This is a genomic window from Nitrosococcus oceani ATCC 19707 (assembly GCF_000012805.1).
GTDB lineage: Bacteria > Pseudomonadota > Gammaproteobacteria > Nitrosococcales > Nitrosococcaceae > Nitrosococcus > Nitrosococcus oceani.
In genome coordinates, this window is record NC_007484.1 from 1,002,501 (window position 1) to 1,027,729 (window position 25,229).

A 25,229-nucleotide genomic window follows, 5' to 3' on the forward strand; every position below is an offset into this window, starting at 1 on the left:
ACCGGGAAGTGCAATCATGGGAGACACACAGCGGGTGATAAGGTCCGTTGTGGAAAGGGAAACAGCCCAGACCGTCAGCTAAGGTCCCAAAATTATCGCTAAGTGGGAAACGATGTGGGAAGGCGAAGACAGCCAGGAGGTTGGCTTAGAAGCAGCCATCCTTTAAAGAAAGCGTAATAGCTCACTGGTCGAGTCGGCCTGCGCGGAAGATGTACCGGGGCTCAAGCGATATACCGAAGCTACGGGTGCGAATTCTCTTTAAGGGGATTTGCGCGGTAGGGGAGCGTTCCGTAGGCTGTTGAAGGTGTGCCGGGAGGCATGCTGGAGGTATCGGAAGTGCGAATGCTGACATGAGTAACGATAAAGGGGGTGAGAGGCCCCCTCGCCGAAAGCCCAAGGGTTCCTGCGCAACGCTAATCGGCGCAGGGTGAGTCGGCCCCTAAGGCGAGGCCGAAAGGCGTAGTCGATGGGAAACCGGTTAATATTCCGGTACCCGTTATAACTGCGATGGGGTGACGGAGAAGGCTAGGCTGGCCGGGGGTTGGAAGTCCCGGTTCAAGCGTGTAGGGAGCGCTCTTAGGAAAAACCGGGAGCGCCTATTCCGAGGCGTGATGACGAGCCCCCTTAAAGGGGGTGAAGTGGTTGAGGCCCGGCTTCCAGGAAAAGCCTCTAAGCATCAGGTTATAGCGGACCGTACTCGAAACCGACACAGGTGGGTGGGGTGAGAATCCTCAGGCGCTTGAGAGAACTCGGGTGAAGGAACTCGGCAAATTAACACCGTAACTTCGGGAGAAGGTGTGCCCCCGGTAGGTGAAGGCCCTTGCGGCTGGAGCGGAAAGGGGTTGCAGTGACCAGGTGGCTGCGACTGTTTATTAAAAACACAGCACTCTGCAAACTCGTAAGAGGAAGTATAGGGTGTGACGCCTGCCCGGTGCCGGAAGGTTAAGTGATGAGGTCAGCCGCAAGGCGAAGCCTTTGAACGAAGCCCCGGTAAACGGCGGCCGTAACTATAACGGTCCTAAGGTAGCGAAATTCCTTGTCGGGTAAGTTCCGACCTGCACGAATGGCGTAACGATGGCCACACTGTCTCCACCCGAGACTCAGTGAAATTGAATTGGCTGTGAAGATGCAGTGTACCTGCGGCAAGACGGAAAGACCCCGTGAACCTTTACTATAGCTTTGCACTGGATTTTGAACCTGCTTGTGTAGGATAGGTGGGAGGCGGAGAAGCGTGATCGCCAGATTGCGTGGAGCCATCCTTGAAATACCACCCTGGCATGTTTGGAGTTCTAACCTAGGCCCGTTATCCGGGTTGGGGACAGTGCATGGTGGGTAGTTTGACTGGGGCGGTCTCCTCCTAAAGGGTAACGGAGGAGCGCGAAGGTACCCTCAGCGCGGTCGGAAATCGCGTAGTGAGTGCAAAGGCGAAAGGGTGCCTGACTGCGAGACGGACAGGTCGAGCAGGGGCGAAAGCCGGTCTTAGTGATCCGGTGGTTCTTAGTGGAAGGGCCATCGCTCAACGGATAAAAGGTACTCCGGGGATAACAGGCTGATACCGCCCAAGAGTTCATATCGACGGCGGTGTTTGGCACCTCGATGTCGGCTCATCACATCCTGGGGCTGTAGCAGGTCCCAAGGGTATGGCTGTTCGCCATTTAAAGTGGTACGCGAGCTGGGTTTAGAACGTCGTGAGACAGTTCGGTCCCTATCTGCCGTAGGCGTTGGAGATTTGAGAGGAGCTGCTCCTAGTACGAGAGGACCGGAGTGGACGGACCTCTGGTGTTCCGGTTGTCACGCCAGTGGCATTGCCGGGTAGCTATGTCCGGAAGGGATAACCGCTGAAGGCATCTAAGCGGGAAGCCTTCCTTAAGATGAGATCTCCCTGAACCTACGAGGTTCCTGAAGGGTCGTTGAAGACGACAACGTTGATAGGCGGGGTGTGGAAGCGCAGTAATGTGTGAAGCTAACCCGTACTAATGGCCCGTGAGGCTTGACCATATAACACCCAAGCAAGTTGGTTATTGTCTGACTTGAAAAAGCGAGACTTCCCCTTTTTGCCTGGTGGCCATAGCGAGTAGGCCCCACCCGATCCCATTCCGAACTCGGAAGTGAAACTGCTCAGCGCCGATGATAGTGTGGGGTTACCCATGTGAAAGTAGGTCACTGCCAGGCGCCTTATATGAAAGCCCCCGAAGGGATATATCCCTTCGGGGGCTTTTCTTTTCCTTTGTTAACAACGAAGCTGCTTAAAATTATAGGAGCTACTTATGTTCCGTTTTGTATGGATGAAGGAAATAATGCTTGTTTTCTGAGGCCCGTAACTACATCGGGTAATTCTGGATGGGATAGAGGGGAATGTTGAGAGAAGGCAGTTTTGGTTTCTTTTAGAGAACGGTACGGTATGGTCTTTATCAGCGTCTTAAAAAGGTTGTTAGCTTAGAAGGTTACCCTGAGGCATTCAGATCTATTCATCTGCAACTTCCTTTGGATAACCCTAATGCGTTCGTTCTGGTTTCAGAGATTATTTACAGGCACCATCTTTACGCTGTACAGTCCATCCGCTGTGAAGGTGAGAGCGGAAGGCCGCGCCGCGTTTACCTTCGTCATTCTCTCCCTCACAGCACTCTTTAATTAAGCCGAAAGATGAGGAAATTAATTTGAGATGTTAGTACTCTTTATCGGAAGGCTCTTTATTTCTTCGGCGATTTGGCTGAATCGCTTAATTTGATTAAAACCTAAGCTTACAATTTTTGATCCAAAATCCTTAATAATAAGGAAGAAATTCGGAATTTTATAACCAAGGTACACAACGCTTGCTACTATCGCTGTTGCAATTACAATAGCAAAAAAAGCATGTAATCCAAGAAAATTCAGGATATTAAATAAATGATAAATACCTGCAAGGGGCATAAGAAATAGTGCCCCTATGTAAACGAACATAATATAAATGTAAAACACTAGGGCGCTAAATTGAATAAATCTCACTAGCGCTAAACTTAAGCATCTTGCCATAGCTCTATAGTTTATCATGAATTATATGGTTTATATTTAGTGCTGCTCAATGCAGCCCCTGCCCCTTAAAAATCAGTCTTCGCGCTGGCCGGCTTCCAAATATTTATAAGGACTTAATAAGAAGCTTCTTCCGCAAATTAACACTGCTATTATTATAACTGCACAAACACTTAGTGGCTAGGCGATATTAAAATAGTATGAGCATCACCGTTGCGTGAATTTTTGGGAGAATTTCGAGCTTTCCTGAAAAGTTGTTCGCGCTGCTCTGTGCGGTACGAACAACTGTTCGATTGGCAGAACCTCCCGCCTAATCGGGCCCTGGTGCCTATGTATGCGGGAGAGCCCGCCTGCCAGCTCCCCGAATCTATAAAAGCTATTAAATTTACTGAATTCTTGGTGCTAAAAAGCTTGAATAGCGGCAAAAGCCGACTTAAAGCGACATCATTTCTGCTCAAAATCAAGTAAAATTTTACTTGATTTTGAGAAAAAACGAGAATTATGAATATACTCCAGCAAGATGCGTTTATACAATACGTATTTTAGGTAAATTCTCCACTGCCCCATTTTTATGGATTATTTGGAAGGTAAACTTTTAACTCACATAAATTATAAGTAAATGCGTCAAGTGACGATCAATGCACTATAGTTAGAACGATAAACGGTAAAAATGGATATGAGGATCTAATATTTTATTTGGGGGAACTGGTTTTTCAGCAAATAAATAAGAGGCTGTAAATTTTTATGAAAAAAACAACCGATAAGCCTAATCATTTAAGAAGTACAACTAGCCAATTGGAAGGCTTCTCTAAAGAAGAAAGAAGGCAACGTTCCCGTTTGGATATTGATGCGGTGCAAAAAGCTTATAAACGCTATGCAACCCTCTATGACGCCTGGTTTGGGCCGATAATGCAACGGGGACGCAAGGAGAGTATTGAAAAATTAACTTGTCTACCGGGCGATAAAATTCTGGAAGTCGGCGTTGGAACTGGCCTTTCTTTGCCTCTATATCCTCCTTTTGTTCGAATAACGGGAATTGATATTTCCCCGGAAATGTTAGATCGAGCAAATGCTCGGAAAAAGCGCTTAGGGTTGGAAAATGTGGTCGAGTTACGAGTGATGGATGCCGAATATATGGAATTTCCTGATAATAGCTTTGATAAGGTCACAGCAACCTATGTGGCATCCGTAGTACCTCACCCTGGGCGATTAGTTGATGAATTAAAGCGCGTCTGTAAACCGGATGGAGAGATTTTTATTCTGAATCATTTTCAAAGTACCAATCCAGTGCTTGCTGGAATGGAGCGTTTACTTTCACCTCTTTCTCGATTTCTTGGGTTTCACCCGGATCTTTGTTTAGATTCTTTTGTGAAAGAAACCGATCTGGAAGTAATTGATATTACTTCTACCAATCTCTTTGGTTATTGGAAATTAGTGCGAGCACGGAATAATAAGCGGTTAACAGGTGGGGTCGCGGATCAATCAACCGTTAAAATAGTTGCTTCTCAATAGAGATCCTTTAAAAAAAGAAGGGGTAAGGGGGAAGGATATATACCCCTCCCCAAATATCTCTAAGGTATTTCTTTAAAAGCCGATGCCGAGGTAACCACCAACAGTCCAGAATTGATTATCAGTCAAGGTTTGATCATCGGTCCAGTGCCACCGGCCATCGACACCTACCTTTAATGCTTTCCAGATCATGTACTCAGCACCTGCGCCAACCTGGAAACCAACGTCTAGAACCGTTACTGGATCGGAGGGTGGGCTAATTACATGAATGTCCAGTCCGGCCGGGATAATCCAGGGTTGAAATTTCCCCCACTGTGTGAACTTGATCTTAGGCGAGGCGCTTACGGTTAGCATAGTAAGTTCAGTATCTCCGGTTTCTGGAGAGGGCTTTGCGAGTACGGAAAGTGCTGTGGGCTGAGATCGTGAGCCAAAATGTTTGTACTCCAAACCTAACTCAGCGAGTATTGATGCGCCATCCCATAGCCCCCAAACGTCGTCGCTTAAGAGAAAATCAAAACCACCGCCTACATACCAGCCATTATCATCGTTGTTTGCGCCAGTTCCTAGATCGGTGAGCACCTGCCCGGTGCGGGGGTCATTCAGCTCAGTATAACCACCTCGGAAGAAAACCATATGGCCTCCTGCTTGTGAGGATTTTTTTCTTTCTACTTTTGCCACCTGTTTCTCAAGCCGCTCTACTTGTTGCTCTTCTTCTTGAATCTGCACCAATTCTCCACGCAGCCTCCGCAGCTCTTCTTCCATCTGTTGGACCCGCTTTTCTAGTACAGAAGTAGATTGCTCTGAGGAAGCTATTGGTGAAAAAAATAATGCAATGATAATCAGAAGTGGAATAATTATTATTTCCCTCATTTTAGAGGTTCTCCCATTATAGGATTGCTTCATGCCTTTCTTCCTCTCAAATCAAAAAAATTTTTATTAGACTTAATATTATTTTGGCGTAAATCCGCCCTTAGGCACTGAGCTAAAAAGCTCTTGTTAAGATCTAGGACAGCTTTTAAGGCAAATCAATAGGGCATGAAAAACAAGCATGTTTTTTTATTAAACTTAAAAAAATGGTTCGATTCTTTTATCTCTTATAAATAGTGATTAATTTTCTCTCAAGTTGATTTTCTTGTGCGATAGAACAGAGGCACGAAGAGCATGCCAGCAGCAAAACCACTTAAATGGACCTCCCATGCCACGGTTGTTTGATCGGCGTCGGCGGATATTCCGTATAGGAGTTGCAGTCCATACCAGAATATAAGCACCCATTCTGCTGGTACTTGACCAAGAGTAGGATAAATTCCCCGTAGATAAATAGCGATGATTCTGGAATGGGGAAATAATCGGAGATAAGCGCCTAATACGCCTGAAATAGCGCCACTTGCACCAATGATAGGATTTTGGGAAGTAGGATTTAGAAGAATATATGGCATTATTGCTATAATTCCACATAGAAAATAAAAAATAATAAAACGAGCATGCCCGGTAGCATCTTCGATTGTCTTCCCGAAGATCCAGAGAAACAGTAGGTTACTGGCCAAATGCCATGTATCGGCATGAAAAAACATGGAGGTAATAAGGGTAAATTCGATAGGTATTGGGCTATCAGCCAATGCCACCTTATTCAGAAAAAATACTGGGGTGACCGCAAAATGATAGATGGCCCGTGTAAATTCCTTTGAGCTTAATGAATGTTCCCACAAAAAGACCGCGATACAGATTCCTATCAGGCTAATGGTCATTGCTGGCAGAGTCGAGGTTGGGCTGGGGTTTCTTATTGGAAACATATGATTTCAGTTTATTTTAGGGAGAATAGCTCATTGTAGCTTAGCTCAATATGAAATTATTGGCCCTGGATACGTCGACAGAAGCTTGTTCTGCAGCCCTGCTTATGGCTGGTCAAATCTGCGAGCGTTTTGTAATTGCTCCTCGAGGTCATTCAGATCTTATTTTAAATATGTTAGAGACATTATTGGCAGAGGCTGGTATTTCCTTGAGTGCCATTGATGCTCTAGCTTTTGGACGGGGCCCTGGTTCTTTTACCGGTGTCCGTATTGGCGTTAGCGTAGCGCAAGGGATCGCTTTTGCCCGTGACTTACCCTTAGTGCCTGTTTCTTCCCTGGCTGCTCTTGCCCAATTCTGCGAGGCGAAAAAGACACTGGCTGCGATCGACGCCCGGATGGGCGAAGTCTACTGGGGCGTCTATGAGCGAGGGGCAGAGGGTCTGGTACGGTTGATGGATAGCGAGCAAGTTTGTGCTCCTGAGGCTGTCCCCTTGGTGGCAGTGGCAGGAAAGAAGTGGTTTGGCGCGGGCACCGGCTGGGGAGCCTATAAAGATAAGCTATGCGCGCGTCTTGGTGGGAAAGTAGATGACTGGGACGCGGAATATTACCCTCGCGCTAGCGCAACAGCTCAGCTTGCTGCGGCTGCTTTTGCTCGAGGCGAAAGTATAATGGCGGAGCAGGCATTACCCGTCTATCTTCGGGATAATGTAGCAAAAAAATCTTCAAAAGCAAATATATAAACCATCTTAGCTATCCTACCTATTAGAGGCGTACAGATCGTTTAATGCATGCCCTTATTGCAAGCTCCTAATGCGGCTGCCCTTGACCTTACGGGGGGAGCGCCAGAGCTTAACCCCTACTTCCGGGATCTTGTTACTAGGGCGCAAGATCTAGGCGTTCGGGTGATTGACCAGAGAAAGCATTTCTTGATGCTTTCGTGGCGGCGGTTTTATGGCAGTAAGTAAGCTACGATAAATGGGAAACTCATCCTTGGCAGATGGTGAAGGGTATTGAATGTCGCTCTGTGATTCTCACCGCTGTTAAGCCCGAAGGTTCTGAATGCATGGATAAGAGGGCCAAGCAGTGATTTATAAAGGTCCCTATACTGAAGTCTATGATGAAGAAGGCTATATTTTTCCACGGGGAAAATATATTGCTGTCTGTGGGCGCACCTTTTGTTTTTTGAAGATGGGTCCTTATAAGGACGATTTTATTGGCATTTCTCCTGCCATACTTCAAGAGCCGACGCCCTGGTTGTGTGCCCTCGGGGACTCCGCACCCCATACGAAAAACCAAAAGAGGAATTCACAAGGGGAGTTGCGGTAGCTAAAGCCAGTTTGCCCTTAGTGTGTAACAGCAAGGTCTAATAGCTGTTTGAGTTCGTAGAGTTTCTCTAAAGCTTGCCGGGGAGTAAGTTCATCGGGGTCTAAATCTTGTAGTATTTGAACGGCAGGATGATCCGCAGGGGGCGCAAGCAAGTCTAGTTGAGGGCCGCCTCCATTGATCGATTTTTGCCAAGTATTGTTTTCTAATTCCATAAGCTGTTGCCGCGCCTGGGCAATGATCTCCTGGGGCACACCCGCCAATGCGGCTACCTGAAGGCCATAACTTTGGCTGGCAGGACCTTCTTTCACCGCATGGAGAAAAACGATATGCTCCTTATGCTCGGTTGCTGTAAGGTGAAGATTAACCACGCCGGGAAGACACTCGGGAAGAGTGGTGAGCTCAAAGTAATGGGTCGCAAATAGCGTTAGGGAACGCACTTTGTTTGCCAGGTGGGAGACCACTGCCCAAGCGAGAGATAGACCGTCGAAAGTACTGGTGCCCCGGCCAACCTCATCCAGCAAGACTAAGCTGTGCTCAGTCGCATTATGTAGAATGTTGGCGGTCTCGGTCATTTCGACCATAAAAGTGGAGCGTCCCCCGGCAAGATCATCGGCTGCGCCGATACGGGTAAAAATTCGGTCAATAGGGCCAATGACAGCCCGGCGGGCTGGCACAAAACTGCCAATATGGGCGAGCAAGACAATTAAGGCTGTCTGGCGCATGTACGTAGACTTTCCTCCCATATTGGGGCCGGTAATGATCAGCATCCGCCGTGCTTCATGGAGAGTCAGATCATTAGGCACAAAAGGATCCTCTAGGGTTTGTTCCACCACCGGGTGGCGGCCCCTTTCGATAAATATCCCTGGCTGATCGCTCAATAGGGGTGCCACATATTCCAAGGTTTTAGCCCGCTCGGCCAGGTTATGAAGCACATCCAGCTCCGCCAAGGCGTTGGCGCAGGCCCGCAAAGCGGGGAGGGGTTCCATAAATTGTTCCAATAGCTCCTCGTAAAGGGCTTTTTCCCGCGCCAGCGCCCGTTCTCGGGCGCTTAACACCTGGTCTTCAAAGCCTTTCAATTCCGGGGTAATATAGCGTTCCGCCCCCTTTAAGGTTTGACGACGAATATAGTCAGGAGGCGCTTGATGGGCCTGAGCACGTGTGATCTCAAGATAGTAGCCATGAACTTTGTTGTAGCCTACCTTGAGAGTTGGGATTTTGGTGCGCTCCCGCTCCCGCTGCTCCAATTTCACTAAAAATTGCCCGGCATTGCCGCTTAAATGCCGCAATTCATCTAGTTCCGAGTCAAAGCCGAGGGCAATTACCCCGCCATCTCTAATGAGCACCGGCGGATTTTCACAAATGGCCCGTTGTAACAGTTCATGGAGATTGGGAAAGGGACCCAAATCTTCTTGTAGCGACTGAAGTAAAAGGCTGTCTCTGTTTAACTGCAACAAGCTCTCTTGGATCTTGGGTAATAGACCCAAGGCTTGCCGAAATTGGACGAGATCTCGCGGACGGGCGGAACGCAAGGCCACGCGGGAGAGAATGCGTTCAATATCGCCTATTCCCCGGAGTAATGTTTGTAAAACATCGCTCAGTCCTCCTTCTAGGAGAGTAGCAAGCGCCTGTTGGCGTTGTTTGAGCAGGGTTTGATCCCGCAGAGGACGGTGGAGATAGCGCCGTAGCAGGCGGCTGCCCATGGCGGTTGCCGTATGGTCCAGTACCGCGATTAAGGTATTACGGCCCGAATCGCCGCTCAGGCTTTCTTCTAATTCTAGATTGCGCCGAGTGCTGGGGTCCAGAATAATGCTGGTTTCTTGTCGCTCGACTTGGAGTGCGTGAATGTGGGGAAATTGGGTGCGTTGGGTATCCTGGACATAATGCAGCAGGCACCCGGCGGCGGCAATTGCGGTTTTCATTTCCTCGCAGCCAAAACCGGCTAGGTCTTGAGTCCCAAACTGCCGACATAGCTGGCGCTGGGCGCTTTCCCTATCAAAATACCAGGGAGGCAAGGGTCGCACCACCGCCTCAGTTTTGGAATCGACCAGGATAAGCGCTAGGTCTTCGCTTACCAAAAGTTCCGCTGGCCGGATGCGGGCTAATTCGCTAGTAGCCGCCGATTCACTAGCTACTTCTAGAATATTGAAGCGCCCACTGCAAAGATCAAGCACAGCAAATCCAAAAACATCCCCCTCTTTCTGAAGTGCGGCTAGCAGATTATCCCGGCGGGCTTCCAAGAGGGCTTCCTCGGTCACCGTTCCGGGGGTAATGATTCGCACCACTTGGCGTTCCACGGGACCCTTGCTTGCCGCCGGATTGCCTATCTGCTCGCAGATGGCTACCGACTCCCCCTGGCGCACTAACCTTGCCAAATAGGAATCCAACGCATGGTAGGGAATTCCTGCCATGGGAATGGGCTCGCCGGCCGATCGGCCACGGCTGGTAAGCGCGATATCCAATAGTTCCGAGGCGCGTTGAGCATCGTCATAAAACAATTCGTAGAAGTCCCCCATGCGATAGAGCAAGAGCGTATTGGGATACTCTGCCTTTATCCGCAGATACTGCTGCATCATAGGCGTATGGGGTTTCTGAGGGTCATTTGCTGGCATATGATAAAGGCTTGTATGGTCAGCGATATACTAAGTAATATATGGGCTAGAAATTTCGTTACCTGGGCAAGCGCAGGCTAACATCCTCAGTTAGAGGATAGCGTTTTTATGGCTTGGCCAATTATAGCAGGCGTGAATGATCGCAAAGGAGGGTGGCGGCGCTGGGCGGCAAAATTGGGGGATGAGTAGTGATAATGATAGCAGAAGCCGCGTGAGATATAAGTAGTAGCCGTATGGTATAGCTAGACACATGGGCCATAGCCTTTGTCAGTGTTCACGTGGACTGGTCTGTGCCTAAACAGACGTTGAGAAAGCTCGATGCCCAAGCTAAAGAAATCTTAGTTATCAGATGCAGTCAACTGCCTTAGCGGACTATATTTTTCTAATCAGGCAAACCGTTATTTTTCAACGCATTCATAAAGAACCAGAAGGGATCACCAGCCATTTTTCCCTTGTATTAAGTTTTTTCTTGATGAATAAGCCTCAGCCTCTGGTTTTTTGCTTTGTAAGTTTCTATGCGGCCACGTCTTTTAAGGAGGTTGACGCCCTGTAGTGTACGCCGTTCAAATTTCTCCCGGGGCTTTCCGCGTGTCGATACGCCTATCTCTTTGAGCACGCGGGCAGTAAGTGAGTCCAGCGTACATGATTGATTCGGACGCTTCGACAAAGCTTGCAGAATCGCATCCTCTATTTCCGATGGGGTTATCTCCTCCGATCGGCGACCTGATGGATGAATACTTTTCTCCACGTTATTTAACGAATAGCTTGCATGGTCAGCTGCGGAAGCATCACTGTCGGATTTGTTGTAACCCTCTTCTTCCATATTGACTTTGGGGGTTAAATCCACACACTGTGAGATGGGAAAAATTTCTCGTTCCTCTAACATACGCCAGAGGCTTGCAAGCGCGTCATCTTTATTGGCGTAGAAAGCTGATTCCCTAACGCGGAAAAACTCCCAGCCGCATCGTTCCAATTGCCGCTGGCGTTGCATATCGGCTTCGTAACGATCAGCGCCATGCCAATGATCTCCGTCGCACTCGACCGCCAAGCGCGCTTGTCCACCTTCAACCACAAGGTCAATTCGCCTGCCTGCAACTTCATGTTGGGGAAGAATGCGGAATTCCTTCCGCAGCAGCTCCAAGGCAACATCAACCTCGAACCAACTGTCAAAGGGTGCGGGGGGATTTACGATACGCCGATTATCTTGGGCCGCCCGCCGCTCCAGTTCATCCCGCTCGATACCGGCAATTTGTTGTGGTTGCGTATTCGCAAAAAACTCAAGCAACCGTCGTCGGAGACAAGAGGCGCTGAGATCCTCGAAGGTGACAGAATGAAAAAGAATCATCTTGTCGCGGGCACGGCTGGCCGCGACATTGAATCGCCTTTCATCTGCTGCTTTGGTAAGGGGGCCAATTCGCTTGTTGGCGGCGGCAACAAGCGATAGGAACATAATGTCGCGTTCGTCTCCCTGGAAGCTGTAAGGGTTGCCACAGACCAAGCGACGCCGCTCCATCTCCTCGGGGCCTAATCGCTTGGCCAGTTGATTTTCAATCAAATATGCCTGCGCTTCTCCTTGAAGCACAACTACCCCCATTGACTTGTGATCGTACCGGCTATCCTTGCATAACTCGGCGATTCTGGTAACAATGGCGTTGGCTTCTGGGCGGTTAATCGTACGATTTTTAGAACCTTCGCAATATCCTCCAGTCACGAATACATGCTCAAGCGGTGGTAAGCGGTTTGAACTATATTGCCGCAGGGGAATAAGGGGCGTATCCGAGTAGCAAAGATCGTTGCTGAATCGAATGATCTCTGGCATACAGCGGAAATGCTCCCGCAACGTAATCCGACGTGTCCCATAGCGCAACTTTCCGTGATCAAACAGGCTAGCATCGTGATGGAAATAATCCTTATATTGGAAATCATAAAGGAACTGTTCCATTAACTGAAACATTGCCTCCTTGCCAACAAAACCGGACTCGGGGCTAATCTGCTTATCGTCTCCAACGATCACTACTTTTTTTCCCAAATAAAGCAGTGGAAGCGCTTCAAGACCGCATTGTGATGCCTCATCAACAATAATTACATCGAACATACCTGGCGTGGGAGATACTGTGTCCCAGACCCGATGAAGCGGCATCACCCAGGCCGGAACCGCTTCACGGCATTCATTCAAATGCCCCTGGGCCTCGCGGCGATGGCGCGGCGCATGCTTTCCTGTTCCTTTACCAAGCCGTCGCATAGATTGTTGCCAAGCCTCCATGTGACGCCGGTGGCTTTCCGTAAGCCGCGAAAAACAGAAGGACCAGGCATGAAGCGAGGCAAGTTTTGCAATAATGTCATTAATGGTATCGTCAATCTGTTTGACGCGTTTGCCGAGCGCTGGAACGTCTTCCCGCCTGATATAATCCCCAATCCAGTACCGCGCCTGCGCCCAATGCCAAGCGTTACCAATATGCCGGACTCGTTCCTCCCAGTAGGGCTCGTTGCAGGTACGTTCTAGGCAATCGGCAAGCTGCGGAAGTAGCTGACGGAGTTTGGAGAGATCCTCATCCCGTTTTAGCAGGTATTGATATTGTTTCTCCAAGTCCTGGATTTTGCTCATGCACTGCGCAAATCCATCGCGCTCGCGATCTCGAATTGCATGCAACACATGAATGGTGACTGGATGCGCATTGCCCCCGGCGGCAATCCGAGAAATCGGCGTTTCAATGCCTTGGAGTTCTGCGGCGGCAAGCTGCTTGCTGATACGGGCCAATGCGAGGCGGCATGAGGCGATGATCCTTTCAATTTTAGATTCATCGTTCCATGAAGGCTCATCCAGAGCCGGACACTCTTGTACCGCTTTACGGCACTTGTCAATAATGCCTTGAAGGGACAAGGCTTCTTCGAGCGCGCCACGCAGTGATTTAAGCATGGTCAGTTGCAGCACATAGGGTTCTTGAGATTTGTCGCCCTGGCCTGCCCAAAACCCCCATGCCTTCTCGCACTCAATGTATACGTGTAGCACGGCGGCAAGAATCGAGAAATGCTCGATTGTAGAACAAGAACGTCCATCGACCTTTACCGATTTGATTACATAAAGCCGCTCTTTCACCCGTTTGGACCGAAGCGGTCCCCAGCCTAGTTTTCCGCCACTTTCCATGTGCTCTTTCAGCTTGCGGGCATCCTCACGCAGCACCCTGATATCAATGGATTCGAGAAATTCGATGCTAGTATTATCCGCGATGGCGACAAGTCCTTCGACTTCCGAAATAGCGTGGTCCGTAACCCGGAAAAGCTCGCGCCACAGAGCAGAATTACCGCTCAAGATATCGCGCAGCGCCTCCTTCATCCATGAATGACTCGCCATTATCAATTTTCGTCGAGTGTCCCGAAAACGGGCAAGTGCGTCCCGAATATTTTCGATGGTAGCGGAGCTATGGTTTGCCAGCAGATCGGCCACGTGGTCATCGGCCCTATCCGCCAAGCGGCGCTCTTCCTCGCTGGCTTTCGCCTCGTTCTGTACGAGCTGGACAAAGCGTTCAGAGGAGGGCACAGAGTCAGGCCAGGCAAGGTTCAATTCTTCGCGTTTCTCCGGCGTGAAATGGCGCAGGGCCATCAGAATCTCGCGTAGATCGATTTCAGATATCTGCAATGTCTTATCCAGAGGTACAGAATCCGTAAACCAACCGAAGGTGCTTCGATTTTTGTTGACGGATTCGGCTATCCTGGCCGCTGTTCCGCGGTAGGTTCCTTCCGCGACGGATTGTGGATGTGTTTCGGCTTCCCGGATATCGTGGAGGCGGCGGTTGATTTTCGCCTTTTCCTCGCGGAGTTCCTGGAGACGCGTTTCAAGTTCCTCGCGTTGCCGTTCAGCATCCTCCTCTTCCCATTCTTCGCTTTTTCGGAGAATGCCGCCAACGCTAGCTTCAAGAGAACGCCTTTCCTCAGGGCCGTCGCCAAGCAAATTAATGCAAAGTGGACGTAATCCACCGGGAACGAGTTCCTCAAGAACCTTAAGCGCACGTGGAGTTTTGGCTGTGATCAGCGTACGCTGCCCGGTGGCAAGCAGATGGCATATTAAATTGGCGATGGTATGGGATTTTCCGGTTCCCGGCGGCCCCTGCACAAGAACGCCATTTGCCGACCGGAGCTTGTCAATGATGCGACGCTGCTCATCATTTGATGGCTTTGGGAAGTAGACTTCTCCATTGAACGTTGCGCGAAGACCTTCTAGCCCGTCGTTATCTAGCTCTCGTTCGTCCCGCGCGCTGATTTCGGCCAGATCCGCGAACTCGCTAGGAACATTTTCATCGCTTTCGATCTGCTTTTTAATTCGTCCTAAAATTTCGCTAAGCCCCTTGGTGGAGCGTTTTCGCAAAATCAAGGCAGGCGCATATTCTACGACGGGCCTTGCCGAAGCGCGGATGTTTTTCATCTCCAGAGAATCATCATAAGTGCCCTGGGAGTTAATGGAATGCACCAAGGCTTGAAGTACGCTGTCGATGCGCTCTTTTGCCCATGGATCGTCTTCGGCTCCGCTCAATGAAGATTTTGCGGTTTCCTCTGCGTGCGCCGGTCGTTCCTCGATATCGAGCATATCGAGTTCAGGGCGCAATTCTACGCTTTCTGTATAGGGACGGACAGTAAATTTACCCAGGCGGGCCTCAAACTCCAGGAGGGCGTTGGCGACAACCAAGTGCCGCCGAACGTGTTGCCCGGTAGGCGTCTGCCAGGTCAGCAGCCCCAAACCGAGCACCAGTTCATATTCCTCGCCTAGGCGGAGTTGCGCTTGATGAATAGCAAAAAGCGCCGAATAGACCTTGTGGATTTGTTCCCATATATTATGCTCCTCCATCCATGGCAGCCATTTGTTTTCGAGATACCGATTCCATGCTTGTTGAACGCCCGGGTGTTCCTCGAGACGTTCGGTCATTGAGATGGTTGCTGGCCGATCCAACTCTTTACGCCCATCAGGATCTTGGCTTTGCCGAATGATCTCGGGAAGAAGCTCGGGCAAGCGGTCCTTTTCGCGAAGGGTTGCCTGATTCACCCATTCTTTGCATTGTTCTGGAATAATAGGCAGCTCTGGTTCCCGCCGGTTTTGCACTGCCAGCCATTCGTCCAGTTCCTTTTCTTCCTCTTGGCCCCATGCCCGCGTGAAGCAGCCGTGCTCATGGGGAACGTCTGATATCCACAGAATTTTTTCGTATTCAGTAAGATCTCGAATTAGTTTTGAGCGGAGAGAAGCAAGACGCGTCAAGTAGTGGATAAGGCGAACAACCTTTTGATTAGCAGGGTGACCTACCGGTTGATCGTTCACGAGGAGGTGGCTTGTATTCATAGGTTCATTGAGCTGATGATTAAGTTAAGCAGCAACCACTGCGGCGAATGGCCTGGACTCGTGCTAGGCTTAACCCAGCGAACTGATGATTGAGAGCAATCCTGCAACCAGCATGATGACTCCTAGCACTACGGCAGTTTTTGCCAATACAGCCCAAAATTTCCGGCCTCTGTATTTATTGGCTGCTTTCCAGGTTCCCATGAGCACGGGAATCTCATAGGCTGTATATGCGATAATAAAAATAACGAACCCTCCAATGGAGGGGATAAAATTGGACAAGAGGTTAACAACCATGCCAACCAATACTCCGTATACCCAATACGTTTTGGCCAGTCCAAAATCCCCGTTTGCTAGTTTTTCAAAAAAACCTCGCTCATTATTGATGGGTTTCTTCACAGCAGATTCAAATTCAGCCATTATATTTCTCCTCGTTGGAAAGCGTAGCTTTGGGATAGATAAGTTCTGGACAGGGCATGAATAAAGCACCAATATCAACTTTCTCAGCTATCGGCGGGCAGCATCGAGTCTGAAGGGTGTCAGCAAGGTAGGTTCTTAATTATTCTTTGCGATGAAACTAAAATTATTGTCTCAGCAACTTGGTGAGGTCCTTCAAAAGCATCGCCTGAAGGTGGTCACCGCCGAGTCTTGTACTGGCGGGTGGGTGGCGACCGCCATTACCGATATTAAAGGGAGTTCCCATTGGTTTGAGCGGGGCTTTGTGACCTATAGCAATGAAGCCAAGCAGGAGATGCTTAGCGTCAGTAGTGAAACATTGGCTTGCTTAGGAGCGGTAAGTGAGGCCACTGTCAAGGAAATGGCAAAGGGCGCCTTGCTCCATAGTCGCGCTGGCATCAGTGTGGCCGTGAGTGGAATTGCCGGGCCAACAGGGGGATCTCCAGGGAAGCCCGTAGGAACAGTTTGGTTTGCTTGGGCGCTAAAGGTAGGGGGGGAGTGGACCGCTCGGGAGTGTTTCTCGGGGGACCGGGAGACTATACGGAAAAAATCCGTGGAGCGGGCTTTACAAGGATTATTGAATATCCTTGAACCGCCCACCTGAAACGCAACGTTTATTTTTTGCCCTCTGGCCAGGAGCCGAGATTCGAGAGCAGGCGACTCAGATTGCCCAGCGGATGCTGGGGAAGCGGGGCAAATGCGTCCGCTCTGAGAATCTGCACTTGACTTTAGTTTTCTTGGGGAGTACGACGGAACAGCAGCGAGCCTGTGCTGAAGCGGTAGCTGATACTATTGAGGGCACGGCATTTGCGCTACGGCTAGAGCAGATAGGGTATTGGTCTCGGCCACGAGTCGTTTGGCTTGCTCCTCGGGAGACACCTCAGCCTTTGATAGAACTAGTGCAGCAATTAAACCAGGGGTTGACGGCGTGCGGTTATCAGCCCGAAGCTCGGCCTTATCGGGCCCACATGACCTTGGCCCGTAAAGTTGCTGGGTACTTTCCGGCCCGTGAGGTAGCACCTCTAGCTTGCCCGGTTGAGCACTTTTATTTGGTGCGGTCAGTGAGCTATCCTGGCGGGGTAGAGTATCAAGTATTGCGTAGTTGGCCTTTAGCCCAATAAAGTGTCGCTAGGCTAGGAAGCTCTAGCCAGACTATGGGATAATACTTAAAATTTGAGGTGAAGGGCTATACGCTGTGAAAAAACAGAGGTTAAGCAATGGATGAGAACCGGAAAAAAGCGCTAGGAGCTGCCCTCTCTCAAATTGAGAAGCAGTTTGGCAAAGGCGCCGTGATGCGTCTTGGAGATGCGAGCATTGTACGCGAGGTCGAGGTAATCTCGACGGGGTCTTTGGGGCTAGATATCGCGCTTGGGGTAGGAGGGTTACCGCGAGGCCGCGTGGTTGAAATTTTTGGCCCAGAGGCGTCGGGTAAGACAACGTTAGCTCTGCAAGTAGCGGCGGAAGCCCAGGCGTTGGGGGGGACGGCGGCTTTTGTGGACGCTGAACACGCCCTTGACCCCCAGTATGCCGAGCGATTGGGCGTGAGTGTTGAGGATCTTCTGGTCTCCCAACCGGATACCGGAGAACAAGCCCTAGAAATTGCCGATATGCTGGTGCGTTCGGGGGCAGTGGATGTGGTTGTTATAGACTCGGTGGCCGCGCTGACCCCAAAAGCGGAAATTGAGGGGGAAATGGGTGACTCCCATGTGGGCTTGCAAGCCAGACTCATGTCCCAGGCTCTACGCAAGCTTACCGCCAATATTAAGCGTTCCAATACCCTGGTGATTTTTATTAATCAAATCCGAATGAAAATTGGGGTGATGTTTGGTAGTCCGGAGACAACTACTGGGGGTAATGCGCTTAAATTTTATGCTTCTGTACGGTTGGATATTCGACGGGTGGGAGCGCTCAAAAAGGGGGACGAGATCGTTGGTAACGAGACGCGGGTGAAGGTGGTTAAAAACAAAATGGCGCCGCCTTTTAAACAAGTTTCCTTCGATATTCTTTATGGATCGGGGGTCTCCCGGGAGGGGGAAATTATCGATCTAGGGGTGCGGGAAGGGTTCATTGAAAAGGCGGGCGCTTGGTATAGTTATAACGGTGAGCGGATTGGTCAGGGCCGGGATAATGTACGCCAGTTCCTCAAGGAACATCGGGAGCTCGCCCAAGGCATCGAAGCCCATATCCGGGAGAAGTTATTGCCGGGCAAAGCAGCGTTAGAGGAAGTCCAGGAAGCGGTAACCTGACTCTTACTGTGGACGACGCAAGCCTAGTAGAGGCTAGAAATCTGTTGCTAGGGATGTTGGCCCGGCGGGAATATTCCTGTTGGGAATTGCAACGTAAGCTTACTGCTCGCGGCTATTCTTCGAGCCTGATTGAGAAGGTACTGAGGGAACTGTGGCAAGATAACTTACAAAGCGATCAACGTTTTGCCGAAAGCTATTCTCGGTCCCGGGCGGAACGTGGTTTTGGACCCCGTCGTATCGCGGCTGAACTCAAGCAACGGGGTGTTAGCGCAGTGCTGATTACCGAGAGCCTAACCCAGGAGAGAGACTGGGACAGTCAAGTAATGAAAGCCCGGAATAAGCGCTTTGGGCAAGCGCTTCCCACTAACCCTAAGGAGCGGGCCAGACAGATGCGTTTCCTGCAATACCGGGGGTTTACCCAGGAACAAATTAATCATGCGTTAAGCGAAAGGGATAGCTGAGTCGCTCAGCGTAAGCAACTAATCATGAAAAGCAGCGCCGAACTCCGAAAAATATTTCTCGATTATTTTCGCCACCAGAGCCATGAGATTGTTCCCAGTGGCCCCTTAGTTCCTGCTAACGATCCGACCTTGCTGTTCACTAATGCAGGCATGGTCCAATTCAAAGAGGTTTTTCTGGGCAGGGAGGTCCGAGCTTATCATCGTGCGGCAAGCGCCCAGCGTTGCGTCCGCGCCGGGGGCAAGCATAACGATTTAGAAAATGTAGGTTATACCGCCCGCCACCATACCTTTTTTGAAATGCTGGGTAATTTCAGCTTTGGGGATTATTTTAAGCGCGAAGCTATCGGTTATGCTTGGGAATTGTTGACTGAAGTGCTTAAGCTACCGCCTGAGCGGCTATGGGTGACAGTATTCAAGGAGGATGATGAAGCTGCCAATATTTGGTTGCAGGAAATTGGGGTAAGTCCGGAACGTTTTTCCCGCTGTGGTGCCGAAGACAATTTCTGGTCTATGGGGGAGACGGGGCCCTGCGGCCCGTGTTCTGAAATTTTTTATGATCATGGACCGGAAATCGAGGGTGGTCCCCCTGGCAGCCCGGAGCAGGAGGGGGATAGGTACACTGAGATTTGGAATCTGGTTTTTATGCAGTATGACCGGGGTAAGGAAGGCCGGCTTTCTCCCTTGCCTCGTCCTTCGGTAGACACAGGGATGGGCTTGGAGCGGTTAGCGGCAGTAATGCAGGGAGTGCATGATAACTACAATATCGATTTATTCCGCAACCTTATCGCCGCCATTACCGCCCTTTCTGGTATTCAAAATCAAGAACAAACTTCTTTGCGGGTAATTGCCGATCATATTCGATCTTGTGTTTTTTTAATCGTAGATGGTATTCAGCCTTCTAATGAAGGGCGGGGGTATGTTCTGCGCCGCATTATCCGGCGGGCTATTCGGCATGGGCATAAATTGGGCCTGCGTGATCCTTTTTTCTACCGCCTAGTGGAGCCGCTGGTCCAGGAAATGGGAGAGGCTTATCCTGAATTGTTTCGGCTTCAGAGCCAAGTAGAGCGGGTGCTGAAATTGGAAGAGGAGCGCTTTAATGAAACCCTGGAGCAAGGACTCAAAATTCTAGAGCAGGATATTATTGATTTATCAGATGCCGTAATTCCCGGAGAAACAATATTTCGGCTCTACGATACTTTTGGTTTCCCGGTGGATTTGACTGCCGACATTGCCCGGGAACGGAAACTCACCCTGGATATGAAAGGCTTTGAGCAAGCCATGGCCAAGCAGCGTAAACGGGCTCGGGCTGCCAGTCGCTTCAAAATCGAATATGGATCTGAGCTTCAGATGGATTTGGAGACCGAATTTACCGGCTATGAACAGCTCCGTGGCGAGGGCCAGATTGCCGCTCTATTCCGTCTGGCGGAGACTATGGAGACCGTGGAACAACTTAGCGCTGGCGAAAGTGGCATGGTGGTGCTGGACCGGACTCCATTTTACGCGGAGGCGGGCGGGCAAGTAGGAGATCGGGGAACGCTACGTGGCTCCAATGGGTTATTCAACGTGACGGATACCCACAAGCAGGGCGCCGCCCATGTTCATCTGGGCGAGGTTCGCTTAGGTCAGCTTCGAGTTGGTGATTCAATTCAATCCGAGGTGGATCGAAAATACCGAACTCCTACCCGACTCAACCATTCGGCAACTCATCTTCTCCATGCGGCCCTGCGGGAAGTGCTAGGGGAGGGGGTGATTCAGAAAGGCTCCCTGGTGGCTTCCGACCGCCTGCGTTTTGACTTCTCCCATCTTGAAGCCGTGCAGTCTGGACAATTGCGCCAAATCGAGCATCTGGTAAATGCTAAGATTAGGGCTAATTTGCCCGTAGAAACACAGATTATGCCTTTGCAGCAAGCCCTAGATGCGGGTGTTATGGCATTGTTTGGCGAGAAATACGGCGAGCAGGTTCGGGTTTTGCGCATGGGAGACTTCTCGATGGAGCTGTGTGGTGGTACCCATGTGGATCGGACCGGCGATATTGGTCTTTTCAAGATCATTAACGAAATGGGTGTTGCCGCTGGAATCCGCCGTATTGAGGCAGTCACGGGAGAGGCAGCGCTATCCTGGGTAGAGGAGGGCGAGGTATGCTTGGAAGCCCTTATGGGTCGGCTTAAGGCCTCCCGGAATTCAGCGGTTGACAAGCTGGAGCAACTGCAGCAACAGACCCGCCAGCAGGAGAAGGAACTACAGAGACTGAAAGCGAAATTAGCCACTACGGGAGGAGCGGATTTAAGCATTCAGGCGCAAGAAATTCGGGGCATCAAAGTTTTGGCGGCCCGAATTGATGGGGTTGATAGTAAAACCTTGCGCGCCACGGTTGATCAGCTCAAAGGCAAACTTATTACTGCTGCCGTTGTATTGGGCACTGTAGTGGAAGATAAAGTCGTTTTAATTGCTGGGGTGACTAACAATGCCACTAGCCGGATTAAGGCGGGAGATTTGGTCAACTTTGTTGCTGAGCAGGTAGGTGGCCGGGGTGGAGGTCGTCCGGATATGGCCCAGGCGGGAGGCAGGAATCCGGATAAATTGGATGCTGCCCTTGATTTAGTGCCGAAGTGGGTAGAGGGACAGTTAACTTCCGGAGCGCAATAACTTGCTTACTCTATGACATTAATTGTTCAAAAATTTGGTGGGACTTCCGTGGGGACTCTCGAACGTATCGAGGCGATTGCGGATAAACTTGTGGCGTTTCAGCGGAGGGGAGATAGTCTTGTGGCCGTAGTATCAGCCATGAGCGGCGAGACTAATCGCCTGTTAGCGTTGGCCCATGAAATACACTCCCAGCCTAATCCCCGGGAATTAGATGTCCTGCTTTCTACGGGCGAGCAGGTAACCATCGCTTTACTGAGTATTGCTATAGAGAAACGCGGGATTCCAGCTCGCTCTTACACCGGATCTCAGGTGTATATCCGTACGGACAGCGCCCATAATAAAGCCCGTATTCAGGAGATTGATGCCAAACGTATCCATGATGACCTGAGACAAGGGCGAATTGTGGTTGTTGCTGGTTTTCAAGGGGCAGACGAGAAAGGGAATATTACCACTTTGGGGCGGGGTGGTTCCGATACGACTGCTGTGGCGCTGACTGCAGCACTGGAAGCAGGCGAGTGCCAAATTTATACGGATGTCGATGGCGTTTACACGACTGATCCGCGAGTAGTTCCAGAGGCCCGGCGGTTAGCTCGCCTGACCTATGAAGAAATGCTTGAATTGGCGAGCCTCGGCGCCAAAGTTCTACAAATTCGGGCGGTTGAGTTTGCCAGCAAGCATCACGTGCCCTTGAGAGTGTTGTCATCATTTGAAAAAGGGGAGGGTACCCTGATTACATCTGAGGTAGAGGGAATGGAAGAGCCACTAATTTCTGGAATCGCTTTTAATATTGATGAAGCTAAGCTAACCATATTAGGTGTGCCTGACAAGCCCGGTGTTGCCTATCATATTCTTGGCCCTGTTGCCGATGCTAATATTGGGGTAGATATGATTATTCAAAATGTGGGTAGAGATGGCACGACGGATTTTACTTTTACCGTACATCGGAATGATTATTTGAAGGCCCTTGAGATTTTACGCGAATCCGCCTCGACTCTAGGTGCGCGGGAGGTCCGGGGAGATGATAAAATCGCGAAAATATCAGTAGTTGGCGTCGGTATGCGTTCCCATGCAGGCATTGCCAGCACTATGTTCCATACGCTAGCACAAGAAGGAATCAATATTCAGACTATTTCCACTTCGGAGATCAAAATCTCGGTGGTTATAGAAGAGAAATACTTGGAACTCGGAGTACGGGCTTTACACTCGGCGTTTGAATTAGAAAAAGCGCCGAGTAGAATATCCTCCTCTCTTTAAGGGGGAGTTCTGCAAGGTGATACCATGAATTAAATTAATTTAGAGATTAGAAGCTATCCAAATAGAGTGCTATATATTACAATTCGATAAAAATATAATAATAATGCGTGCCGCAGATAGGGACACGTGTCATGAGCAGAAACAGGGTACGGGTATAAGCCAAAAGCGGGTGCTTGACCTGAGTCCCTGTTATATGGAGGCTGCGAGACCATGGCCCGCTTGTAGCGAGGCCATTTTTGAGAAGAGGAGAAGGAGCTATGTTGATTTTGACTCGGCGCGTTGGCGAAGCCTTGATGATTGGAGATCAGGTCACGGTGACAGTGCTAGGCGTAAAGGGTAATCAGGTAAGAATTGGGGTGACAGCACCTAAGGAAGTCACGGTTCATAGGGAAGAGATTTACGCACGCATTCAGCGTGAAAAGGAGCAAGCTAACGGTAGGGGGCAAGTCAGCGAGTCAGAGTTTACGGAAGAAGCGTTTCGGGCTGCGCCTGCTATTTCCGGAAGTGGCGAGTAATTACCGGTTATATTTAAAACAAATTTTTCTAGGAGAGATGGCCGAGCGGCTGAAGGCGCTCCCCTGCTAAGGGAGTATGGGGTTAGTAGCTCCATCGAGGGTTCGAATCCCTCTCTCTCCGCCAATAAATTCAATTAACTAACTGAATTAAATAATTATTATCTGTTAGTTAAGCGATACGCTTCCCTTATCGGTCCCCGTGTAGGCGTTTCTCTAATTGCTTTGTTCTATCCGAAGCACGCCTGCCGGATGGCGATCACGCGAACGTCGACTGCCCGCTGCCGACCAGGCTTCGCGCGTCCGATCGGACTGCGGCCGCGCTCGGTTGCGTGTACGCCGGCGCGACGATCGAGGCGTGGTACCCGGTCACGCCCGTCCAGTCGCTTTTTTTGCGCAGTCAATTTAAGGAAACTGGACTTCTTGTGATCGCAGCATCACCAGAACCGGGCGATTTGTAGCGGCGAGCACGCTGCGGGGGAGTAGTCGGCGAGGGCCCCTAACTCAGAGAAAATCCCGATATCAGCGGCTCCACTCCTCCCCTCCGGTCGCCTGGAGGTCCGGGGCTTCTTGTCAGCGTCGCTGAAGCGATCCACCGGTCCATATAGTAGCGCAGCATGAAATGTCCGCAGTTGGCCGATTCTGTTGAAAAACTTTGAGGCGATGGTGTTCTTGTGAAACGCAGCCCTTCTGTCGCGAAAAGCGGGTGATGTTCAAGAACTGAATGCTGCAGTTTTCGCTACAGCAAGCCGTTGACCACTGAAGTCATCGCCAGACTTACCGCCTGGAAAGCTTTTCAACAGAATCGACCCCGAGCGCACGCTGTGGATGCCAGGATTTTTTACATGCGAGTGCCAAGCCTGCAGCCACCAACACCCTGGGATCGCCGCGTGACCGCACCCGAGAATCACAAGGCGGGAATCTCCTCGTCAAACCCCGCCGTAATAACGCCTCCATTTTCCTCCTCACCGATGTCAGGATTATTTGTAGTTTTCCGCGTTGTTGAATGGGGTGTGGCGTGCGTCGCCGCACGCGGAATGGTAACCAATTGATTATCCGGTAAATGGATTGTGAGGGGGCAGGGGTGGCGCGAACTTTGCCTGGGACACTATCGACCAACGAAACCGTAGTAATGGTTACCCGGGCGGGTCGAGGGAGGAACAAGCCAGTGAAAACAATTCTGTGGTCATCGGCACTGGCGCTGAGCCTGGTGGCGTCGGGCACGGCGAGCGCGACGCTGATATCCCGCCGAGGCGGGCAGGCCTACTACGATGACGTGCTCGACGTCACCTAGGTCGCCGACGCGAACCTGGCGGCGAGCCATACCTTTGGCGTAAGTCGCGCAAGCCTCAACGCGGACGGCACGATGAACTGGAGCGCGGCCTTGACCTTGTTCTCGATCACGTGCGCGAGCGCCGAGACGCTGTTGCTGCCTGAGAGCTCAGCCATGAAGGCGGGGACCTCCGTATGGGGCACAGCGGGTGGCCTTTTTTACCCGTGAAGGCCACGGCAGCAGCTTGTCCAGGTGGCCGCGCCAGCGAGCAGGGTTCAGGCGTCACGGTATTTGTGAGCCGCAGCTTAGTCTAGGATGTTTTCCATCCGTCCTTGCACCCGTTTGGCGGTTTCGGTCTTGGTGGTCCAGATCGGGGAGAGGATCTTTAGGATGTCCTCGGTCGTGATGGCGTTTACCCGAATCGCTCCGATCACGGGCCGGGCGTAGGTCTTTAAGGTGCTCGCCCACTGCCGGGCGTGTTTGACGTTTCTCCAGCCGTGGCGATATTGAGTTTCAGCGATCTATTTCGGTCTTATAAATTTCGTATTCCACTTGCATTGATCGAAGCCAAGGCAATATTCATAGTTTAGGCAGAAATCTTCAATAGGCATCCTTGATAAATAATCTGCCGCCTTGCGGATGAGAGGCCAGCAGCATTCTGAATTTTATCCGGTATAATTATGGCGGTGATGGGCAGTATTCATGGCTTTATTCTTTCATCAAAATGAAAGATGCGCCTTTATATTACGATTTGCCTCACGATGACATTGTTTAAGGCTAGCTAGCCTTTTAGAATGCATGATTAAGGACGAGCAGCT

At 50.4% G+C, this 25,229-nt stretch carries 18 protein-coding genes, 1 tRNA gene, 2 rRNA genes and 1 pseudogene (1 of these 22 only partly in view); 15 read left to right on the plus strand and 7 right to left on the minus strand.

Translation table 11 applies throughout. The features are described 5' to 3' along the window. From NOC_RS04980 to NOC_RS05000, 3 genes are all read left to right on the plus strand, one after another. Positions 1-1,998: ribosomal RNA gene (locus NOC_RS04980) — 23S ribosomal RNA — on the plus strand; it begins 913 nt to the left of the window's first position. Between the two features lie 59 nt (positions 1,999-2,057). Further along, a 5S ribosomal RNA gene (rrf, locus tag NOC_RS04985) occupies positions 2,058-2,172 on the plus strand. Between the two features lie 1,581 nt (positions 2,173-3,753). Continuing rightward, a complete protein-coding gene (locus tag NOC_RS05000) occupies positions 3,754-4,521 on the plus strand; it encodes a class I SAM-dependent methyltransferase (protein ID WP_002811248.1) in 768 nt (255 codons plus the stop codon). A 72-nt stretch (positions 4,522-4,593) separates the two neighbouring features. Here NOC_RS05000 and NOC_RS05005 read toward each other — a convergent pair whose 3' ends face one another. Then, positions 4,594-5,388 carry a hypothetical protein gene (locus NOC_RS05005; protein WP_011330514.1) on the minus strand — a complete coding sequence of 265 codons (795 nt, stop codon included), beginning with the start codon at positions 5,386-5,388 and terminating at the stop codon, positions 4,594-4,596. A gap of 248 nt (positions 5,389-5,636) precedes the next feature. Next, positions 5,637-6,140 carry a rhomboid family intramembrane serine protease gene (locus tag NOC_RS05010; protein WP_244860058.1) on the minus strand — a complete coding sequence of 168 codons (504 nt, stop codon included), beginning with the start codon at positions 6,138-6,140 and terminating at the stop codon, positions 5,637-5,639. 218 nt (positions 6,141-6,358) lie between these two features. Between NOC_RS05010 and tsaB the strand changes: the two genes are divergently transcribed. The 3 genes and pseudogenes from tsaB to NOC_RS05020 all read left to right on the plus strand — a co-directional run bounded on the left by tsaB (position 6,359) and on the right by NOC_RS05020 (position 7,631). Continuing rightward, entirely contained in the window at positions 6,359-7,045 is a 687-nt protein-coding gene (gene tsaB / locus NOC_RS05015) for a tRNA (adenosine(37)-N6)-threonylcarbamoyltransferase complex dimerization subunit type 1 TsaB (RefSeq protein ID WP_002809787.1), read from the plus strand. 72 nt (positions 7,046-7,117) lie between these two features. Further along, positions 7,118-7,219: pseudogene (locus NOC_RS18545) on the plus strand (arsenosugar biosynthesis radical SAM (seleno)protein ArsS); the annotation flags it as partial. A gap of 169 nt (positions 7,220-7,388) precedes the next feature. Beyond that, a complete protein-coding gene (locus NOC_RS05020; RefSeq protein WP_002809515.1) occupies positions 7,389-7,631 on the plus strand; it encodes a hypothetical protein in 243 nt (80 codons plus the stop codon). 17 nt (positions 7,632-7,648) lie between these two features. Here NOC_RS05020 and mutS read toward each other — a convergent pair whose 3' ends face one another. The 3 genes from mutS to NOC_RS05035 all read right to left on the minus strand — a co-directional run bounded on the left by mutS (position 7,649) and on the right by NOC_RS05035 (position 15,983). Next, a complete protein-coding gene (mutS, locus tag NOC_RS05025; protein WP_011330516.1) occupies positions 7,649-10,240 on the minus strand; it encodes a DNA mismatch repair protein MutS in 2,592 nt (863 codons plus the stop codon). Positions 10,241-10,697: 457 nt separating this feature from the next. Beyond that, positions 10,698-15,566 (minus strand): AAA domain-containing protein, encoded by a 4,869-nt coding sequence (locus NOC_RS05030; RefSeq protein WP_002808528.1) that lies wholly within the window; start codon positions 15,564-15,566, stop codon positions 10,698-10,700. A gap of 69 nt (positions 15,567-15,635) precedes the next feature. After that, positions 15,636-15,983, minus strand: coding sequence for a hypothetical protein (locus NOC_RS05035; RefSeq protein ID WP_002810945.1), 348 nt, complete (start codon positions 15,981-15,983; stop codon positions 15,636-15,638). 151 nt (positions 15,984-16,134) lie between these two features. Between NOC_RS05035 and pncC the strand changes: the two genes are divergently transcribed. From pncC to NOC_RS18345, 9 genes are all read left to right on the plus strand, one after another. Beyond that, positions 16,135-16,623: a nicotinamide-nucleotide amidase gene (gene pncC, locus NOC_RS05040; RefSeq protein WP_002811127.1), complete on the plus strand. Its 489-nt coding sequence runs from the start codon at positions 16,135-16,137 to the stop codon at positions 16,621-16,623. Beyond that, on the plus strand, positions 16,607-17,140 hold the full coding sequence (gene thpR, locus NOC_RS05045; protein ID WP_002809436.1) for an RNA 2',3'-cyclic phosphodiesterase: 534 nt from the start codon (positions 16,607-16,609) through the stop codon (positions 17,138-17,140). The genes pncC and thpR overlap by 17 nt, the downstream gene beginning before the upstream one ends. Positions 17,141-17,236: 96 nt before the next feature. Beyond that, a complete protein-coding gene (gene recA / locus NOC_RS05050; RefSeq protein WP_002809237.1) occupies positions 17,237-18,265 on the plus strand; it encodes a recombinase RecA in 1,029 nt (342 codons plus the stop codon). A gap of 8 nt (positions 18,266-18,273) precedes the next feature. Beyond that, on the plus strand, positions 18,274-18,726 hold the full coding sequence (locus tag NOC_RS05055; protein WP_002811758.1) for a regulatory protein RecX: 453 nt from the start codon (positions 18,274-18,276) through the stop codon (positions 18,724-18,726). Positions 18,727-18,750: 24 nt separating this feature from the next. Next, positions 18,751-21,372: an alanine--tRNA ligase gene (gene alaS, locus NOC_RS05060; protein WP_002809851.1), complete on the plus strand. Its 2,622-nt coding sequence runs from the start codon at positions 18,751-18,753 to the stop codon at positions 21,370-21,372. A 12-nt stretch (positions 21,373-21,384) separates the two neighbouring features. Further along, the gene (locus NOC_RS05065) at positions 21,385-22,626 is read left to right on the plus strand and encodes an aspartate kinase (protein WP_002811304.1); all 1,242 of its coding nucleotides are present in this window, start codon (positions 21,385-21,387) and stop codon (positions 22,624-22,626) included. 257 nt (positions 22,627-22,883) lie between these two features. Then, a complete protein-coding gene (gene csrA / locus NOC_RS05070) occupies positions 22,884-23,141 on the plus strand; it encodes a carbon storage regulator CsrA (RefSeq protein ID WP_002809243.1) in 258 nt (85 codons plus the stop codon). Positions 23,142-23,172: 31 nt separating this feature from the next. Then, a tRNA-Ser gene (locus NOC_RS05075) sits at positions 23,173-23,265 on the plus strand. Positions 23,266-24,306: 1,041 nt separating this feature from the next. After that, positions 24,307-24,432 carry a hypothetical protein gene (locus tag NOC_RS18345; RefSeq protein ID WP_256998733.1) on the plus strand — a complete coding sequence of 42 codons (126 nt, stop codon included), beginning with the start codon at positions 24,307-24,309 and terminating at the stop codon, positions 24,430-24,432. Here the strand turns inward: NOC_RS18345 and NOC_RS17850 are convergent. Both NOC_RS17850 and NOC_RS18550 read right to left on the minus strand, forming a co-directional pair. Beyond that, the gene (locus tag NOC_RS17850; protein WP_174878640.1) at positions 24,429-24,587 is read right to left on the minus strand and encodes a hypothetical protein; all 159 of its coding nucleotides are present in this window, start codon (positions 24,585-24,587) and stop codon (positions 24,429-24,431) included. The two genes, NOC_RS18345 and NOC_RS17850, sit on opposite strands and share 4 nt — an antisense overlap. 129 nt (positions 24,588-24,716) lie before the next feature. Then, positions 24,717-24,932 (minus strand): phage integrase central domain-containing protein, encoded by a 216-nt coding sequence (locus NOC_RS18550; RefSeq protein ID WP_370992005.1) that lies wholly within the window; start codon positions 24,930-24,932, stop codon positions 24,717-24,719. Positions 24,933-25,229: the final 297 nt, after the last annotated feature.

What these genes read in the sequence shown, in the direction of transcription:
- NOC_RS05005 (WP_011330514.1), bottom strand. Translation starts at nt 5,388, where the DNA reads ATGAGGGAAATAATAATTATTCCACTTCTGATTATCATTGCATTATTT.
- NOC_RS17850 (WP_174878640.1), bottom strand. Translation starts at nt 24,587, where the DNA reads ATGGCTGAGCTCTCAGGCAGCAACAGCGTCTCGGCGCTCGCGCACGTG.
- recA (WP_002809237.1), top strand. Translation starts at nt 17,237, where the DNA reads ATGGATGAGAACCGGAAAAAAGCGCTAGGAGCTGCCCTCTCTCAAATT.
- NOC_RS05035 (WP_002810945.1), bottom strand. Translation starts at nt 15,983, where the DNA reads ATGGCTGAATTTGAATCTGCTGTGAAGAAACCCATCAATAATGAGCGA.
- NOC_RS05030 (WP_002808528.1), bottom strand. Translation starts at nt 15,566, where the DNA reads ATGAATACAAGCCACCTCCTCGTGAACGATCAACCGGTAGGTCACCCT.
- mutS (WP_011330516.1), bottom strand. Translation starts at nt 10,240, where the DNA reads ATGCCAGCAAATGACCCTCAGAAACCCCATACGCCTATGATGCAGCAG.
- NOC_RS05065 (WP_002811304.1), top strand. Translation starts at nt 21,385, where the DNA reads ATGACATTAATTGTTCAAAAATTTGGTGGGACTTCCGTGGGGACTCTC.
- pncC (WP_002811127.1), top strand. Translation starts at nt 16,135, where the DNA reads ATGAAACTAAAATTATTGTCTCAGCAACTTGGTGAGGTCCTTCAAAAG.
- alaS (WP_002809851.1), top strand. Translation starts at nt 18,751, where the DNA reads ATGAAAAGCAGCGCCGAACTCCGAAAAATATTTCTCGATTATTTTCGC.
- NOC_RS05000 (WP_002811248.1), top strand. Translation starts at nt 3,754, where the DNA reads ATGAAAAAAACAACCGATAAGCCTAATCATTTAAGAAGTACAACTAGC.
- csrA (WP_002809243.1), top strand. Translation starts at nt 22,884, where the DNA reads ATGTTGATTTTGACTCGGCGCGTTGGCGAAGCCTTGATGATTGGAGAT.
- tsaB (WP_002809787.1), top strand. Translation starts at nt 6,359, where the DNA reads ATGAAATTATTGGCCCTGGATACGTCGACAGAAGCTTGTTCTGCAGCC.